Origin of the sequence: Pusillimonas sp. NJUB218 (assembly GCF_003788685.1) — a bacterium.
Classification (GTDB): domain Bacteria; phylum Pseudomonadota; class Gammaproteobacteria; order Burkholderiales; family Burkholderiaceae_B; genus Neopusillimonas.
The window spans coordinates 1-16,451 of the sequence record NZ_NQMK01000016.1 but is presented as its reverse complement, the minus strand read 5'-3'; the positions used below and the strand labels follow the sequence as shown (position 1 = coordinate 16,451).

Sequence of the window (16,451 nt, the reverse complement as noted above, 5' to 3'; positions counted from 1 at the left end):
CTTAAAGCAAAATGCGCAATGACGGGTTAGCGATATACCTGATTACGTGCCTGTTGTGCTGCCGAGGATATAACCTCAGGGCTAAATCCATGACTCAATAAAAATGCTTCCATTTGCTTGGGTATTTCCTTGAGTAGGCCAAGTGCTTGATTCTCTATGGCATCAACTCGTTGAATTAACTGCACGAATGCAGCCTCATCATGCACAGCTGAACTGCTGGTGCTCCTTGAGTTATGGACAAGCCAGTTTCTTTCCTCAAGCAGCTTTTGAAAACGCACCATTAGCTCTGAAGGTACTTTTTCTGAGCTTTTCAGGGCTTTTACCGTAGTACCAAACGGCTTGCTTCGGTACCCATCTACTATCTCCAGGCCGGGATCAATACCCATGCCAGGTGATGCCTTGGCAATGAGCACGTAGTAGGTTGCAGCTGCTCCCTCTAATTCTTGTAGTTGCCAAAGAGTAAAACCGATGCGTTTAGCGATCGTATCTAGGCGTTCTGCCATTCTAGCTTTGTCAAGATGTGTGTTCATCTGATTCATAGACACCTCAAAATGGGTCATGTACTAAATTGATGCTTTATTTGTACCGATAGCGCTTCATGAAACTCATTGACTGACTGTACATGGTTACTTCACTCGAAGCCAGTACCCGTATAGCGCTCTTTGTTATTACGAAAGGGCGCTAAATCAAGGTCGTACCTTTGGTGCCCCTGCGGGTCAGGCTCGCGTGCTGCGCTTCAAGCCTGCTTTCGCAGTCTTGCCCCTGGCGGGCTTTGATCCTTCACCCCTTCGCGTCTAACGACGCTGCGCGCTAACGCTTGCCCGCGGCCATTCGGCCGAACTTGGCTGGCAAGCCAGCTTGGGCGCTCGCCGCGCCGGCCGTGATCGACATGTGCACGGTTGCTGCATGCCTTGTCCTTGTAAGTCCCTCTCGCCCCTAAACACCGACGTGTATCACTGCGCGCCTGCACTGCAAGGGGCTTTCGCGGCATAAAGCCGGTCGCTGCGCTCCCTATTTATTCCACGACCCCTTTACGTTTGTCGCTACGTGATCCAGTACGGCACGGGCGGAGGAACTCACAGGACTGGCGGCAAAACGCACCACCTGTACCGCACAAATCGATACACGAAAACCTACGCATCGGGCTCCCGAATCTTCAGGCCCGGTCAGCACTAAAAACCATACCGTGCGTAAGCACTTTTTAAAGGAGTAGTCACCATGGCATCAGTCAACAAAGTCATCCTCGTAGGCAATCTCGGTCGTGACCCAGAAGTGCGTTACAGCCCCGAAGGCGCTGCCGTCTGCAACGTATCAATCGCCACCACTAGCCAGTGGAAAGACCGCCATAGCGGCGAAAAGCGCGAAGAAACCGAGTGGCATCGGGTGGTGTTCTACAACCGCTTGGCTGAAATCGCGGGTGAGTTCCTGAAAAAAGGGCGTTCGGTCTACATCGAGGGCCGCATCAAAACACGCAAGTATCAAGACAAAGAAACCGGCACGGATCGCTACAGCACCGAAATCGTCGCAGAAGAAATGCAGCTTCTTGGCGGTAATCCGGGGCAATCGAACGAGTCACAACAGCAGCCAGCACCCAAAGGTGGCAAAGGGCGAGGTAACAAAGGCAAACCAGCACTCCAGGCCAACGATCTAGACGGCGACATCCCTTTTGAATGAGGGTGTAAAGCTCAGAAGCGCCGCCTAGGGCGGTGCTTTGCGCCCCAGATGATTCAAGCCCAGGCCGGGGGATTACCGGCCAAAGACAAACAACCATCCGTAGGAGCCGACCATGACCACACTGCAACCCGATACCGCAATTCGTTTGTTGCTTCGTGCAACGACCGCCCGGCGTGAAGAGCGCTTCGTGGTTTTGGCGGTACGTACTTACTTCATCCGCATCATGAACGCATCCATGAAAAAGCTGCGCGCCTATGGCTTGCGCCCCGTCGTGGCACCCGTGGCCGCCGAGTTGGCACTGAACCGCGCCGCCACAGCTCGCTCTTTTCCGGAATTCGTTACCCGTCTGATTGATGACGACCGGGACGTCGCTGATTTGGTTATTCGGGCAATTCGGCTGTACGCCGAGCGCTTTGCAGCAATGACAACCGAGGCCATCGAGCAGGAAGTCGGTGCGATCGGGCGCGACATGTGTGCCGCCGCCCAGACTGTCTCACGCAACCTGTCATTTATTTCACCCGTAAATGCTTAAAGGATTGTCCATGACTATCGCCAAAAACACCCAACGGCTCACCCGCGCTGCCAAACGGCTCAATCAGCACCACGAAAAATATTGTGCAGGCTTTTACCCATCGACCGGATGCGCCAGAGCGTTCGGTGCCCGGGTGCGTAAAGGGCAACTGCAAATCACCCCTGATTTTGAGTCTTGGATAGCCATAGACATCGAAACAACACAGTTTCGTGACCACAACGGCAGAACCGTTTTTCTTTAACCCGTCCACAAATGAAAAAGCCCCCGACGGCTGGACCCGTCAGAGGCGCACATCACAAAACACTTAGGGAGTCTTTAGTAATGCAACTCGATCTTACCAAACTTGCCGCACTTGTGCGCAATTCCCACCTTCAAGGCAAATCCCTGCGGCTACCGGCCATGACGGTGCGTGAGCTGGGCCAGTTGGCCAGCCTGTTGCGAGACCCAACGCCCTCAATTCCCACTTCGTCTATTACACACCACTGATTAGGAGAACTGACATGAGCACGCACTTTGAAATCGAAGTTGCCAAACTAACCCTGTCCACACGCTACCAGGCACGTAAGACGCCCGGGCAGGTAAGTCTGTCGGAGTTGGCCGATTCAATCGAGGCACAAGGATTGCTGCAAAACCTTGTCGTCACCAAAGGCAAAAAACGCAGCACTTATGAGGTCATTGCCGGTGGCCGTCGTTTGCAAGCCATGCAGACGTTGATTGAGTCCGGCCGCTGGGCTAAAGAGGCCACAGTATGGGTAACGCAGGTAGACAACGAGCAAGCCTTGGAGGCCTCGATCACCGAGAACGTACAGCGTGAAGCGATGCACCCGGCCGACGAGTTTGAAGCCTTCGCTGCACTGGTTGATCAGGGCAGCAGTATCGAGGACGTAGCCGCCCGGTTTGGTGTAAGCCCCGCGGTGGTGCGTCGTCGGCTTCGCTTGGCGCAGGTCGCCCCTGAGTTGATGCAAGCCTATCGCAACGACGAGATGTCACTTGAAGCGTTGATGGCTTTTACTGTGAATGAAGATCAAGCCTTGCAGCTTCAGGTCTGGCAATCGCTTGACCAGTGGAGTTGCAATAATTCACATGCGATCCGTAAAGGCATGACTCAAGGAGCAATCACAGCGTCGAGTCCCGTAGTGCAGTTTGTCGGGTTAGATGCCTACCACGCCGCGGGTGGGCGAAGCTATCAGGATCTGTTCGCGCAGGACGATGGACGTGGACTGTACTTGGAAGATGTCGCATTACTTGAACGGCTCGCCATTGAAAAATTGCAAACCGTCGCAGCCGACATCGAGCAGGAAGGCTGGTCATGGGTTGAATTTAAACCGGCTTATGACTCGGCATGGATGAATTTTGGACGGGTCTACGCGCAAACTGGGGAGTTTTCACAGGAGCAACAGGCAGCGATCGAGGCAATCGACCAACGACTCAGCGCTATCGAAGCCGAACAAGAGAGCCTGGGAGACGAAGAGGAAGATCACGCGCAATGGCGACGACTCGGCCAAGAAACCGAAGAACTAGAGTTCGCGCGCGAAAAGATTGAAATTGAAGCAGAGGTCTGGGGTGCGACTGCCAAAGAAATTGCCGGTGCGGTTGTTTACGTCAACAGCGCGGGTGAAGTACAGATTAGCCGAGGCTTGATCCGGCCCGAAGATCGCCAACGCGCAAGCCAACTGTCCAAAGAGCTGGGCCAGTCCGCGTGTCTGGGGTCGTTACCCGTACCGAAAACCCGCCCGGTTCATTCCGAGCGATTGGTTCGCCAACTCTCAGCCCACAAAGTCGGCATCGTGGCCGCGGATCTGGCCACCAAGCCCACAATTGCTTTGGCGGTTCTCGTTGCCCAGTTGGCGCGCTCTGTTCTCGGTACCGGCTACTTTGCTTATGGTGGGTTCGGGTTAGGCGTCACGCTGAAGCACGAAGACCTACGGGGTAACGCACCCGACTTTAAAGACAGTAAGGCCGCAAAGACGATGCAGGAACTGCGCAGCCACTGGCTTAACGCGCTGCCCACTAATGAGCAGGGGGAGTTAAGTGACGATGTCTTGGCCTGGGCTCTAGCGCAGGACACTGAAACCCTTTTGCAACTGTTGGCCTATTGTGTCGCTGGCACCGTCCAAGGTATTCAATTTCAAGATGACACTAAACCAACAGAACTGGATCGCCTCGCGCATACAACTGGCGTTGATCCGGCGCAGTGGTGGACAGCCACAGCAGAAAGCTATTTAGGCCACGTCAACAAAGAGCAGCTGGTCAATGTCGTGACCGAAGTGCTGGGTGCCGAGTCGGCCCTTCCTTTAGCCAAGATGAAAAAGACCGAAGCTGCCCAGCAAGCGCAGCAGCTTTTAGCCGATAAGCCGTGGGTGCCGACACCATTGCGCATCAAAACCGAAACGTCTCACTGAACATGAAAGCAAGTACGGCCCCTAGGGCCGTGCCTGACTGCGTACTGGGAGTTGCTTATGTCAGCCATTATCGTCACGCCTCGAACTGAACCGCAGCCTATGCCTTTAGGCAACACTTCAGCTGCGGTCAAGACCTTACTCATCTCAGCCAGAAAATCGGTTAACCCGGGTACAGCACGCATGCTGCGTTGTATGGCCGTCCAGGTCGCCCGGATGCAGCAAAGGAGACAGCACAATGCTTAGACTTGAACCGTATGGCCGTCACCCGAGATTGAATAAATCCTGGCGTAGAGCTAACCGTGCGCTACGTCGATATCCCCCTCATTTGCAGACCGTCTTGATCGAACATTGGCGGGAGACGGGTGCGACCGATGATCCCAAGCAGTTTATGGCCGTGGTTCACCATTTCGAGAGTATGCAGGCCAGTCGTCGACCCGTTGGCGCGGGATAGCCACAGCCAAAAGTAAGTCCTGGTGTAAATAACTCGACGCTGTTGTGCCGAGGTTGTAAACGCCTGACAGATCAGTCCATGCCTTTGTTCGTTGTCAGCCTGTTGATCTGCACGCCAGAGCCGCCCCTTTACCGACGTATCGCTATGCCATTTTTCAAGGCAAGGGTTCGCCCCGTCAGGCCCGTGTCCTCGCTTCGCTGCGGGCCGCGCCAGCCAGCCGGGGCCGCTTACAGCGCCCTGGCCTTGAAAAAGTGGCTGCGCTTTTCATACGTCGAGGCGGCTCCAACGAGCAGAACAACACAACGGACACAAGGGAGTAATCATGACTGACACCACGCACAACCTCACCCCAACAGCAAACACCGTGGGCGTTCCCCCCACACCCCCCGAGGCTCACCTACAAGCAGTGCAAACCCCCAAAAAGGGTAAAGACCTCAAGCAAGACATTACCGACAAAATCATTGAACTGATGCAAGCCGGACCGGCTCAGTGGCAAAAGACATGGGCCGTTGCCGCAGCAAACGGTATGCCCGTCAACGCCACCACCGGCGCGCCGTATCGAGGCGTCAATGTTCTGTTGCTCTGGGTGGCGACCGCAGATGCCGGGTACACCACTAACCGATGGATGACCTACAAACAAGCGCAGGCAGTTGGTGCAAACGTGCGAAAAGGCGAAAAGTCGGTTACGTGCGTGTTTTTTGACATGATCAAAAAGAAAGAAGCCCAGGACGATGAAGCGCAATTTTTTCCCATGGCAAAGCCGTTTCACCTCTTTAATCTAGATCAAATCGAAAACCTACCCGCCGAGCTGCTGGCCGACGAATCAGTCATCACAACCAAGGTATTCGAACCATGCGGTGCGGCCGAAGACTTTTTACTTGCCAGCGGTGCAGCAATTACGCACAAAGGGGGCAGGGCGTTTTATCGACCCAGTACAGACGAAATTTACATGCCGCCACGCGAGGCCTTCACGACACCCGAAAACTATTACGCCACGGTGCTACACGAGCTAACCCACTGGACAGGGCACGCCAGTCGGCTGGATCGAAACTTTTCCAAGACCTCCCGGTTTGGCGACGAGTCCTATGCTTTTGAGGAACTGGTGGCAGAACTGGGGGCCGCGTTCTTGGCTGGACATTTTGGATTCGTTGCGGCAACCGTTGAGAACCACGCCTCATACATGGCAAGCTGGATCAAGGTACTCAAGAACGACAAGAATGCAATATTCACGGCAGCCAAGCATGCCGGTGCTGCAATTGACTATCTACTGGACATTGCCGATAAGACGGTCGACCAGCGTGATGACTACAAGATTGCCGCGTAGTGTTGAGCAACTCAGTCTGATTAACCCACCCGTGCGGTGGGTTTTTTTATGGGGTTTTAGGGTGGGGCGTTCTCTTAAGTTGTGACGTTCTCGGTGCCTGCGTCGCATTATGTGGGGTCGCTATTTGTTGGGCCGGTTAGCGTGTGTGCGCGTTATCTTTTGGTGCGTGTCGGTGATGGCCGTGTCAGGTGCAGTCCGTATGTTGTCGGTGTGGTGTTGGTGGCATCTTTGGGGGTCGTGCTTCCCCACCTGGCTTCGCCAGTTGGGGCCCCATGGGTGGACGTTGCCCTTACGGGCTGGTTCCCTTAAGGCTGCAAATCCCCTTGGATTTTCTCCCTTAAGGTCACCACACAGTACGCACCCTGCGGGTGCCGTAAACCATTGCCAAAATTGGAGTTTTTTTGAGAGGGTGTTTGCATCGCGTAATACAACATACGCGCAAACCCGCATGGATAAAGGATTTGCGTGTATGACAGCGAGGTGAGATTGCCCTAATTGAGTTGGCCTATTAGACATGGTGAGTTAAAAGTCAGTTATAAGTAATTATTTAGTAAGTATAAAGTCAATTAAAAGTCATTGAAATAAGCAAAAAGTAAGTGTAAAGTCAACCAAAGGTAAGTCTTAATAAAGTGATTAGTCCGTAACCTATGGATGTATTTGAGATGGCACAGAACACACCTCCCTGCGAGCAGCTTGAGATTCTTCGGCAGATGCTGGTTGACTTGCAGTTTGTACCAAGGCGGGTGCAGGTCAGAGCCCTCCTACCTATGATCGATGCTCTGATGAAGCAGGGTTTTGGGATAGCTTTCTTGGCTCAGGAACTGGGGGAGGGAGGCGTGCCTTTTAAGCCGTCCTCGCTTAAGCAAGCTATTTATCTTTGGCGGAAAAAACGGGATAGCGTGGTTGTCAGCCGAACGGAATCACATTTGATTCAACAACCTTTTTCATCGAATGGCGTTGTGCCAAAGGCATGGAATGAATTATTTGATTCGCCCTCAGTTGAAGCGGCGAAAGGGCAGCTTGATCGTCAGCAATTGACAAAGGCAGATCTGAAAAGAATTCGGGAGGGCCATATTGATCTGGAGCAAATCGTCAGGCAGGCTAGAGGACAAAAGTCGACTGGTTAGATGGTGGTTTATATTGCAGGCCTTTAGAATCAGTCTTGTTTTGGCTGTTATCGGCCAACAGTAGGGGATGATCACAAGAAACAGTAGTCACTCAACGTTGGGTTTGGTGGCTATCGGAGCTAGTACGCGGCAAGGACTAGCTACGCGTCAGTACTGGAACGGCACGCTATAAGACAAAAACTCGGACATGGACTTGACCATCAGGTGTGGCTCGCATTCCCTGTAGGTCATTCTTGAGACCTTCGGCATTGGTTATGAGGTGATCCGGGTCGTATATGACGCACCAAAGGGCAGCGCAACCAGGATGTCTGCGGTAGTGTTCGATGTCGATGATCAGTTCATCGCCTACTCGTCTCACATGCGCTCTGTCGCGCACAATCTTCGTCTCGATTACAAGTTTGTGCGCCGGCAGCAAGAAGTCCATTCGCGTACTGGAACCAGCATAGCTCGGTGTGAACTCTTCAGGTCGAATGTCGCTAATCCAAGGGCGCAATAGCGCATGAAGTAAGTCTTGGACGTCGTATTCGTTTCCGAATGAGAGCTGTTGTGTGCCTTTTCTACGATGGGTCAAAGGGTGCATTGCCCGTCGTAAACCGCGGACAACAACCTCAAGAAGCTCTTCGACTTTTGTTGGTTTAGGTGGTGTCTGAGACGCGCCACGGTCGTTCGGTTCAGGATGTTCGCCTACTAAACTTTGAGGCAGTATACGACCAAAGCGGTAGTACCGCAGTCCGTTCTCTTCGAGTGCATGCTCGACCCGCATGCGCCTTTCAGTCCAAGCGTCGTACTCGTTCGTTCCAGCCATTGGAGCCAGATCCATGAACTCTTCGAGGACATTACCAAGTACTGCGAGACTGTCTACCGTGGGGTCCTGCCCTGCGCGAAAGAGCCACTCTTTCCATTTAGAACCGTGTGATAAGTTGGGAGGCTCTCCTGGTGCACCTGCCGCTATGAAGAGGGCATCCAGAGTTGCATGAGAACCCATGAGTGATTCACCAACTGCCGCGCAAAGAGATCGTGATAGTCGCATAACCCGAAAATTTGAAGCCTAATCTAATTTTGACTGAACCAACTCGCAGTCCATTACTGGCTCTGATGGTTAAATTGGCACGTGGAAAACGCTGAACGGTGCTTATAGCCTACTTGTAAGCCTGTGTCAGCACATACCTTGCGTCACAGTTTCGCCGCGTACTTGTCTTCAGTTGAGCACCGACATTCTCACATACTATGAGTTGTTGGGGCATTCGGGGGTCGGCACGACAATAATCTACACCAATGTTTTGACAGTTGCCTCAGGGGTAGCTTCCAGCCCGTTAGCGATGCACTTGCCGCCTGGCTGAGTTAGAGTTTTGGAGAGCATTTATTTAGATTGCTGCTCAGTAACGGAACCTGACGTTTACAAGTGGTGTCCACCGATCCTAAGCTGAAGAGGTCAATTTTGGTCTTAGTGAACACGCAGAATGTTTCAAGGCGAGGCGCGAAGGTCAAGTGCCACGTTCTGAAGAGTGAAGCCGCTTCCATCACCCCTCACGTCTTGGTAAAAACTTACGCTCCAGCGTTTTGTCAAGGGTTCGATCGTGATTACGTCGTAGCACATCGGCTTACCCTCGGCTCCGACACTGGATCCACACCCGACGGCTGTCACCTCCCCCCCTTGGGCCGTACGAACCGTCGCCAAGTGTGGAATGTGCTTGTGCCCATGGAGTACCAAGCCAACCTGTCGGCCGACACACCAATTTATGAAGCCTTCCGATTCCTCAAAGGCCATGAACTGTTTATCGCCACCCAACCGAGCGAGTATGCGCTCGTACAGCGCTGTTGGCTGCGAGCTATAGTCCACCGGATGGTGATGGACCAGGGCGATATTGAAGTAATCGCGTACCTGCTTTCCGCGAGACATCTCTTTTTCGTGCTTTTCGGCGCGAGAAAGACGCTGGCGCAAGCTCACGCCACCACGAGCGAAATTTCCGGTCTCGCACGAGTTAAATGAAAAGAACACTGTTTGCATATCGTGATCAACCTCGAGGGGTGACCAGTCAAGGTCCGTAACGTATTCCGCCTTTCTTCCCAAACCGCCGATCGCATTGCCTTTGGTCCGCATATCGTGGTTGCCCGGAACCACCAGTAATCGCTTTCTGGTACCGTCTTCGATGTCATGGCGGAATTCGTCGAATGAGGCGCGCAGTTCATCTGATGGCGTGTCGAACAAGTCTCCAGTCACTGCCACTCGATCAATTGTAGTAAGCATGCTCTTTACATGTCGCTTAAGATACGACCGGCGTTGAGTCGCCTCCGCAAGCCCGATATGTAGGTCACTGAGATGAAGTATGCGTTTGGAGCGTTGTCGAGACGCTTGGAAGGCTATTGCATCGGTTGTTGCCCTTAGCCCACTCGAAAGAGCTGACAGAAGGTCATGACGTAGAAAGTTGAAGGCATCTTGCATAGACAGGGCGCAGGCGCTGCCGAGCCGCGTCCAAAAAAGGACACAGGGTGGCGCGATGGGTTGATCCGCAAGGGCACGCAGCGCCGGAAAGGGGTCAACGAACTGAGCAAGTCCAGGTTCATATGGCTGTGAGGGGAGGAGAATCAGTCCGTTCGAGCCTGAGCTATAGCCAGCCTCCCTGAAGAAGCCTAGTGCGGATTCGGCGCGCCTATGATTGTCACCCGGGAGGACGAGCGCGTAGAAGTCGTAGCCGGTGAAGTATGTTCGGAGTGGATCCAGGAACTGCTTTGAGTCCACCGGACACTTGTTGTCAGGCTCGTCGAAGTGTGAGTTGACACGATCGAGCTGGTAACGTGCTGCGTCTATGACTTGCCGAGTCCAGTCGTTTGGTGACCCCTGGGTCGAGCTGATGAGATTCTGACCGTAGGCAAGTGACATTAAAAACGTCAAGATCGTATGCCGGTCAGAGCGAGGCGAGGCAATACCGGTTTCGTCCGTAAGATACCCCACGAGATTGATATGGTTGAGGTCAAATTGCGCACCCATGTTTCCTCTGCTACGCCCAAAGGCTTGAAATTTCAAATCGAGATGACCTATTCGGGCTCTGGCTACGATCAGATTGGCCGTGCTCTAACTCCCAGAACGGGGCCGTTTGGCGCGGGAGTCGTGATCCCGACTAGTGGTCGTCGTATCGACCGCTATGAACGGCACCGGCGGTGCGACGTCAACCAATTTTTATCGTAAATTGTAGATTGCAATACAGATTCATAATGGAATGCTTGCCGAAATATCCAAGTCGCCGGATTGGACAGCTAACAAAGGCTTTGCTGAGTAAGCCTATTCGATATGCCATTCTGCTTAAGTAAATAAATACAATATTTTGGTTGCATGGTAACCAGCACTAAGACGCGTTGGCAATGTCTACTTCAAGTTCTTGAACAGCCTTGGCCACTTTGACCAGAAAGAGGTGCTCAATGCGATGTTCAGGTAGGCTCTTGGCTTCGTCTCCGATCCAGATGGCCAAAAGCGCTCGCTTCTGGTGGATATCGCAATCATCCAGGTTCGGGATGTAGGTATGCCTGCCAGTTTTTCCACGCTTCAACTCATAGAACGTCTTTATGAGCGATTTTGTTTTGATGTGGTCTTGAAGTACGAATCGCTGCGTAAGCTTCCTGATGGTATGGTCGATTGAACGTAGTTGTGCTGTCGAGGTGATTTGGGAGAAATACGATACCCAGCCTCTGCGTTTGTAACCAAAGTAGCAGCCTGTGATTCGGAGATTTACCTTCCATTCGCAGTATGCTCTGGCGCGTTGCAAGTCTTTGTGAGAACGCGCGGTCGCTACCTTATGCCTGTAGGCAGTGAAAATCTTCGCGAGTGAAGACTCAAATCGAAGAATACTTTCCTGGCGGACGAGGACCTGCCCGCTTGCAATTTGATATCCTAAAAAGCCGAATGGTTGCGTGAGAGATGCAACTTTTGACTTCGAGTCTGGGCCGAAGTCATGAGGAGATAACCCTAGATTTTTTAACGAGGCTATCAGCTCATTCGCTACCGTTTTGGCTTGACCTTCGGGAGCAAGGATCAGAATGTCATCGACGTAGCGTTTGTACCAAATGCTAGGGCAGGCCATAAATGCGGCATCAATATTTTTTAGTGCAATCTCAGCCAATAGGTTAGAAATCGAAAGGCCTTGAGGTACGCCTATTGTTGAATCCGGTGTGTCTTTTTTACCCTTGGATTCAGGTACGGTTGGCGTGGTGATTGCAGCCATGATCAGGTTTCTAAGCTCTGGTTTTCGAATTGTCTTCCAGAGCGTTGTTTTGATTAGACAATGGGGGATGGACGGGTAAAAATTCTTCAGGTCGATTTTCGCGTACTCTGCGTACTTTCCTGATGTCATTCCCGTTTTTAAATTATTGATGACTTCTTGAGGTAATGAGAGTTTTGCAGAGGGATATATTTCCGTAAGACAGAGACACAAAGCTCGAAGTACGATCCTATCTCTAGCGGTTGGGATTGAGATCTGTCGAGGCTGAGAGTCCGCGCCTTTAAGGATCAGCTTTTCTTTGTAGGCCGTGAAGCGATAACTGCCTTGGTGAACTTTTCGGATAATTAGGTCAAGCTCATCGTTCAAGCGATTCTCAAGGTGTGTCGGTCGAGTACGATCGAGCCCAATTGCACCCGATGATTTAATTTTGTTAGTGTAGATTTCAAGCAAGTTTCTGCGAGTAAAGTGCTTTTTAAAACTTCGAGCAGCACTCAATTGGTCACCCAAGCATATATCCCTACGACCAAAGGCAGAGCATAGAGCGAACAAGTGACTATAAGGCGTAGAAAGAGCCAGCCCAAAGCAGACAAATGCTCAAAAAATGTCAGGTGTCGGCTAGAAAGCCCGTGTGTCAAAAAGCGGGCTATTCGATCATCAGCCTCTGTATGATTTTCGGACTCAGCGAGAAGGTCGTTATATCGATCTATCTGCGCAGAAGTGGCTGAGGTGTCATTGGGTATCTCGTTATACAATTTTTGCAGTTGCAGGTAGTTGCTGCGCATTGTCATGGATCTTCCTCTGAAGTCGCGATTTGTCACCGCAAGGGAAACGCCGAGTAAGGCCACCGATAAAACGGCCGCCAGTAAATCGGTATCAGGGCCAAGAACATGTTCATAGCGAACAACGAGCACGCCAAGGGTTGTGCTGAGAATGGCGTACCATACGAGTAAGGTTTGAGAGTGAAAATCAAGCCACTCCAAGCGTTTATGAGCCTGAATGCGTGCCTTGTATGTAAACCAAATCTTGTCCTTCACGCATATTTCTCCATAGATAATAGGGGAAGAAAGCAGGGGGATTTGAGTACATTGAACATCCCAAAGGGGATCGGTGGGCGCACGCCCAACGGCCGAAACCGTTTATTATCAGAACCGCCCTCACTTACGCGAGAGGAAAAACCTGCTTCTTCCTCGGTGATTTTACATTGACACCGATTGGTAGAATGCAAAGCGTGCCTCAAGTTGTGTGCTCTTCGTGTCGAGGCAAAATGCAGAGATCAAGTGTTGATTGACGCGTCTGGCTGGTGGATAAAATGAAAACCGCTGGATGGAGGCCATTCTATTTATAGAAAAGCTGCATTGTCCAGCTCAGGCTACTTGAAGGCGAATGATTTTTGTGCGGGGAGTTTCAGGCGATAGGTCGGTTTTATGTTGCTACGAGCCCGTGAAGCCTCTCCGCGCTCATCTAGGATCCGAATCTCGCCAAGCTGATGAAGCTCCAAAACGGTTGCTTTCACCATTTCCTGGTTTGCTGGAGTTGTGTTAATGACATCTAGGAAAAATTTTTCGTAACTTATTCCATCAGCGCCATCGAATAATATTCTTGGGATCTGCCCTAACATTGTTTCTTTACTGACTTCGGCGGCGATAGGGCTAAAATCAAAGCCTTGTTGCAACTTGTTGGTGTCATCAAGTCTTCCAATATAGCCCGTCGAGAACATATCAATACCGGCTTGACCATAGTGTGCAAAATGATTGTTGTGTTCCCAGTGAGCGGTTGCCATTACATCTCGTGCCTTCCAGTGTTGGGAAAGGTGTAGTAACCAAAAGTCGCCATGGCCGCGTTCAGGTCGTATGAAGAACGGCGTGTAATAACGGGCTCCGCTTTGGCTGGTAAGGCGGCTGTAGAGTTTTGATTGCAAATCTCCCCGCCAGCGAGGAGATTGTTTGATGTTGTCGAGATCGTCTGGCTTGATGTCAGTATCAAGACCTGTAGTCTTCTCAAATGAAGACAAGTTGTTGGGATCAAGAAACGTTAGTAGAGCGTCGATGGCGAATGTAAGGATAATCTCCGCTCGCTTGAGCTTAGCAAAAATGCCTTGCAGACAAGGTACTGGCACGGCGTTGTAACCGTACTGATCCAGAATGAAAAGTGCTCGCCCTGCTATTCGACTACGACTATGGGCAAGTTCAGTTACAGCGGCATAGTGCTCTTCAAAACTGCCGTGAATTAGCTCAATTCTCCCCGTCGCCAGTTCGGGCCCATAGGATTTGGACTCTAGAACATACTTCAAATGCTCAAGAGCTGATTTGGACTCATCGATGCAGATTAGCACGACGTCGATATCGATCGGTTTGCGTCTGCTTTGTCGAATTTCAATCTGAGCTTTTGCTTCTTTTACGGACTCTAGAATCACGAGTGGCGAGCCGACTACTTCTTGAAATTCCTCGTTTAAATATAATCCTCCGCCGCAAAAACCGTCCACAATTGTTAGTTGAATTCGGTCTTGCTGCGGCATGGCTACCAGAGTCAAGAAATAGTTAACGAGATAGTCACGCAACAGATTGTGCTTAACCTCGCTATGCCGTTTTAATCTTGGTGGGGTATTGCCTTTAATCCATTGGTAGTGAGGCATAACGTCGGAGTCGCTATCTATGTTCTTGACGTTTGAACTATGCCACGCTCAAAAAATTAGATCAAGCTTGAGCACCTACAAGACTTACATTGCAATCTGCCCGCTGAGGCTGTAGTGGCATTTCATCCCAAGTACGCCCATTTAGTTCGCGTCCGTTTGCAGACTTTGCCCGTTTTTTGCCGTCAGCGCCCCAGCCTCCCCATTGCTTGAAGAAAAAAGCGACGCCTTGTTCTTGACATTGTTGCCGCACCGAGTCTGCCCACTCCATTTTCATTGGCCTAGCTTTAGGGCCGGACTCTCCGCCAACGATCACCCAGTGAATAGCTGTTAAATCCAGTTTGCCGATGTCCGACAACAGAGGCTCTACGGATAGAAAGCGAATTCGCGCAGGTACTTTGCGTAGATGCTCGATGCGGGGAACGCCATATTTGCGATCCTCGACTGAAACGCCTAGCCATGCGTTGTTTGGGACCGGTCGATTTTTGAAAAACCTTGCCATTCGTGCAGCACGTTTTGTCAATATTTGGTACGTGTGCTGCGGCGTTCTGGTGATGGTGTCGAACACTTTTTCAATGAATGCGTCAGGCACGCGGTCATGGAACAGGTCGGACATGGAGTTCACAAAGTAGACCGTCGGCTTTTTGCGTTTGACTGGGTCATCCAGTCTATCGGGCAATAAAGTTAGAGAAAATCCATTCTCATACCCAGGGGTTTGCATTGCTTTGAGGCGTTTAGCCATGGTCTCAGCGTAGCAATTTTTGCATCCCGGAGAAATCTTGGTGCAACCGACAGTTGGATTCCAAGTCTGTTCGGTCCATTCGATAGTCGTTGTTGTAGTCATCGCGAAAGCTCCTTTCCAACTTAGGCGGTTCTGCCTGCAGCAGGTGGGTGGTAACTTCGGATAATTCCTTTGACCACCCCAATGATATTAAATGTCTGCCTGGGCGTTACTGTGCGATTTTGTTCATCCCGTGAGACGAGCGCGGCTGTCCCATCGCTCTTTGACTGAAATTGCTTGATTGTGAAGTAGCCGTCAATTTCTGCAACCACTATTTGACCAGAGGTTGCTTGGTTGCTTTTTTCCACCACAGCAATGTCGCCACTATGAATACCAGCGTTTACCATCGAGTCGCCCCGAACTTTTAATAGGACAGTTTGAGATGGCTTCGTCACTATCAAATGTTCAATGGCTTGAGAGTGCATGATGGTAGAGGCCTCGCTCTCAACTTCAAAGCTGGCTCGCACCTCTTTATCGGTCATCTCTGCCGTAAAAAAGTATGGGCCAGGTGCAAGTCGTCCCCCAACGGAACGCATCAGATGTCCAGAGGCGATTAGTCTCTGAGTAAGTTTATAAGCTGCATTCTTGGCCTTAAACCCCAGTGCTATCGCCATCTGCGCATACGAGGGAAAGCACCCAAGTCGAGCATAAGTGTCGCGAAGGCAGCGTAAATGAATGTGGTCATGATTGGGTCTAGCCATGTGCGCATATTAGTAGACAATCGTCCACTAATCAAGCTGAAAATTGGACGGCAGTTGAGTTAACGCTTAAAAAAGTGACAGATTTCGCTCCTTAGCAACGTCGCCCCAAATGCGATCTGCCAAAGGGTGACGTGAGAAAAAAACTAGGCGATAAATAGAGCTACCTTGGCCGTTTGAAATCAGTGGCATTTGGTGGCTTATTTTGAATCCGAGTGATTCGATGGCGCCACACCATTGATTAAAGAACCAAGAGGGCAAGCTTGCTTTCGATAGCTCATTTGAGGGTACTTTAGTACGCCAGCCTGGTAAGGTGTGATCGAATCGACCACGCTGCGGGTTAAGTTCCAGATCAATGTTTCGTGTTAGGTCCATTGTGCTGAAATGAACGGCGAAATCTATACTTTGTAATTTCGCTAACCGTTGAATAATAGAAAAGGACAGGTACTCAAGGTTGTAAGGGTCAATATAGGCAAGAGCTAAGGAACCTCTGAACAAGTCCAACGAACCTGTCAGAATATAAGTTATTGAAAACAGCCCGATCCGAGTGAACCCGATGAGCCAGTTGAGTTTTTCCGAAGCCGAGTACGTCGGCAAACGCAAGAAAACGCGCCGTGAG

17 protein-coding genes are annotated in these 16,451 nt (G+C 51.2%); 8 read left to right on the top strand and 9 right to left on the bottom strand.

Annotated features, from left to right (window positions below; translation table 11 throughout):
- Positions 1-26: 26 nt before the first annotated feature.
- Positions 27-539 carry a hypothetical protein gene (locus CHR62_RS15225; RefSeq protein WP_123661509.1) on the bottom strand — a complete coding sequence of 171 codons (513 nt, stop codon included), beginning with the start codon at positions 537-539 and terminating at the stop codon, positions 27-29.
- Between the two features lie 679 nt (positions 540-1,218).
- Between CHR62_RS15225 and ssb the strand changes: the two genes are divergently transcribed.
- The 7 genes from ssb (at position 1,219) to CHR62_RS15195 (ending at position 7,510) form a co-directional block, all read left to right on the top strand.
- Positions 1,219-1,674, top strand: a complete 456-nt coding sequence (gene ssb, locus CHR62_RS15220; protein WP_123661508.1) for a single-stranded DNA-binding protein — start codon at positions 1,219-1,221, stop codon at positions 1,672-1,674.
- A gap of 112 nt (positions 1,675-1,786) precedes the next feature.
- Complete coding sequence (locus CHR62_RS15215; RefSeq protein WP_123661507.1) at positions 1,787-2,206, top strand: hypothetical protein; 420 nt, start codon at positions 1,787-1,789, stop codon at positions 2,204-2,206.
- Positions 2,207-2,216: 10 nt separating this feature from the next.
- Positions 2,217-2,447: a hypothetical protein gene (locus tag CHR62_RS15210; RefSeq protein ID WP_123661506.1), complete on the top strand. Its 231-nt coding sequence runs from the start codon at positions 2,217-2,219 to the stop codon at positions 2,445-2,447.
- 80 nt (positions 2,448-2,527) lie between these two features.
- Positions 2,528-2,692: a hypothetical protein gene (locus CHR62_RS15735; RefSeq protein WP_199722971.1), complete on the top strand. Its 165-nt coding sequence runs from the start codon at positions 2,528-2,530 to the stop codon at positions 2,690-2,692.
- 14 nt (positions 2,693-2,706) lie between these two features.
- Positions 2,707-4,608 carry a ParB/RepB/Spo0J family partition protein gene (locus CHR62_RS15205; RefSeq protein WP_123661505.1) on the top strand — a complete coding sequence of 634 codons (1,902 nt, stop codon included), beginning with the start codon at positions 2,707-2,709 and terminating at the stop codon, positions 4,606-4,608.
- 773 nt (positions 4,609-5,381) lie between these two features.
- A complete protein-coding gene (locus CHR62_RS15200; RefSeq protein ID WP_123661504.1) occupies positions 5,382-6,383 on the top strand; it encodes an ArdC family protein in 1,002 nt (333 codons plus the stop codon).
- Positions 6,384-7,030: 647 nt separating this feature from the next.
- Positions 7,031-7,510, top strand: a complete 480-nt coding sequence (locus tag CHR62_RS15195; RefSeq protein ID WP_123661503.1) for a hypothetical protein — start codon at positions 7,031-7,033, stop codon at positions 7,508-7,510.
- Positions 7,511-7,676: 166 nt separating this feature from the next.
- On the opposite strand, the gene CHR62_RS15190 is transcribed toward CHR62_RS15195, so the two are convergent.
- A complete protein-coding gene (locus CHR62_RS15190) occupies positions 7,677-8,495 on the bottom strand; it encodes a hypothetical protein (RefSeq protein ID WP_199722970.1) in 819 nt (272 codons plus the stop codon).
- Positions 8,496-8,975: 480 nt separating this feature from the next.
- Positions 8,976-9,953: a metallophosphoesterase gene (locus tag CHR62_RS15890; protein WP_233575044.1), complete on the bottom strand. Its 978-nt coding sequence runs from the start codon at positions 9,951-9,953 to the stop codon at positions 8,976-8,978.
- A 519-nt stretch (positions 9,954-10,472) separates the two neighbouring features.
- Here CHR62_RS15890 and CHR62_RS15730 point away from each other — a divergent pair.
- The gene (locus CHR62_RS15730; protein WP_199722975.1) at positions 10,473-10,697 is read left to right on the top strand and encodes a hypothetical protein; all 225 of its coding nucleotides are present in this window, start codon (positions 10,473-10,475) and stop codon (positions 10,695-10,697) included.
- A 157-nt stretch (positions 10,698-10,854) separates the two neighbouring features.
- Here CHR62_RS15730 and CHR62_RS15180 read toward each other — a convergent pair whose 3' ends face one another.
- The 6 genes from CHR62_RS15180 to tcmP form a co-directional block, all read right to left on the bottom strand.
- The gene (locus tag CHR62_RS15180; protein WP_199722969.1) at positions 10,855-12,231 is read right to left on the bottom strand and encodes a reverse transcriptase domain-containing protein; all 1,377 of its coding nucleotides are present in this window, start codon (positions 12,229-12,231) and stop codon (positions 10,855-10,857) included.
- Positions 12,216-12,758 (bottom strand): SLATT domain-containing protein, encoded by a 543-nt coding sequence (locus tag CHR62_RS15175; protein WP_123661500.1) that lies wholly within the window; start codon positions 12,756-12,758, stop codon positions 12,216-12,218. The genes CHR62_RS15180 and CHR62_RS15175 overlap by 16 nt, the downstream gene beginning before the upstream one ends.
- 335 nt (positions 12,759-13,093) lie before the next feature.
- Positions 13,094-14,356 carry a three-Cys-motif partner protein TcmP gene (locus CHR62_RS15170; protein ID WP_123661499.1) on the bottom strand — a complete coding sequence of 421 codons (1,263 nt, stop codon included), beginning with the start codon at positions 14,354-14,356 and terminating at the stop codon, positions 13,094-13,096.
- A 61-nt stretch (positions 14,357-14,417) separates the two neighbouring features.
- Positions 14,418-15,197 (bottom strand): DUF5131 family protein, encoded by a 780-nt coding sequence (locus CHR62_RS15165; protein ID WP_123661498.1) that lies wholly within the window; start codon positions 15,195-15,197, stop codon positions 14,418-14,420.
- Between the two features lie 20 nt (positions 15,198-15,217).
- Positions 15,218-15,748, bottom strand: a complete 531-nt coding sequence (locus tag CHR62_RS15160; RefSeq protein WP_233575038.1) for a LexA family transcriptional regulator — start codon at positions 15,746-15,748, stop codon at positions 15,218-15,220.
- Positions 15,749-15,901: 153 nt separating this feature from the next.
- Positions 15,902-16,451: three-Cys-motif partner protein TcmP (gene tcmP, locus CHR62_RS15155; RefSeq protein WP_123661496.1), on the bottom strand; the 550-nt coding region annotated here is incomplete at its 5' end.

Coding starts and splice junctions, on each gene's coding strand:
- CHR62_RS15210 (WP_123661506.1), top strand. CDS start 2,217: ATGACTATCGCCAAAAACACCCAACGGCTCACCCGCGCTGCCAAACGG.
- CHR62_RS15165 (WP_123661498.1), bottom strand. CDS start 15,197: ATGACTACAACAACGACTATCGAATGGACCGAACAGACTTGGAATCCA.
- CHR62_RS15160 (WP_233575038.1), bottom strand. CDS start 15,748: ATGGCGATAGCACTGGGGTTTAAGGCCAAGAATGCAGCTTATAAACTT.
- CHR62_RS15730 (WP_199722975.1), top strand. CDS start 10,473: ATGGTTGAGGTCAAATTGCGCACCCATGTTTCCTCTGCTACGCCCAAA.
- CHR62_RS15170 (WP_123661499.1), bottom strand. CDS start 14,356: ATGCCTCACTACCAATGGATTAAAGGCAATACCCCACCAAGATTAAAA.
- CHR62_RS15200 (WP_123661504.1), top strand. CDS start 5,382: ATGACTGACACCACGCACAACCTCACCCCAACAGCAAACACCGTGGGC.
- CHR62_RS15215 (WP_123661507.1), top strand. CDS start 1,787: ATGACCACACTGCAACCCGATACCGCAATTCGTTTGTTGCTTCGTGCA.
- CHR62_RS15195 (WP_123661503.1), top strand. CDS start 7,031: ATGGATGTATTTGAGATGGCACAGAACACACCTCCCTGCGAGCAGCTT.
- CHR62_RS15890 (WP_233575044.1), bottom strand. CDS start 9,953: ATGCAAGATGCCTTCAACTTTCTACGTCATGACCTTCTGTCAGCTCTT.
- CHR62_RS15190 (WP_199722970.1), bottom strand. CDS start 8,495: ATGGGTTCTCATGCAACTCTGGATGCCCTCTTCATAGCGGCAGGTGCA.
- CHR62_RS15205 (WP_123661505.1), top strand. CDS start 2,707: ATGAGCACGCACTTTGAAATCGAAGTTGCCAAACTAACCCTGTCCACA.
- CHR62_RS15225 (WP_123661509.1), bottom strand. CDS start 539: ATGAATCAGATGAACACACATCTTGACAAAGCTAGAATGGCAGAACGC.
- CHR62_RS15735 (WP_199722971.1), top strand. CDS start 2,528: ATGCAACTCGATCTTACCAAACTTGCCGCACTTGTGCGCAATTCCCAC.
- ssb (WP_123661508.1), top strand. CDS start 1,219: ATGGCATCAGTCAACAAAGTCATCCTCGTAGGCAATCTCGGTCGTGAC.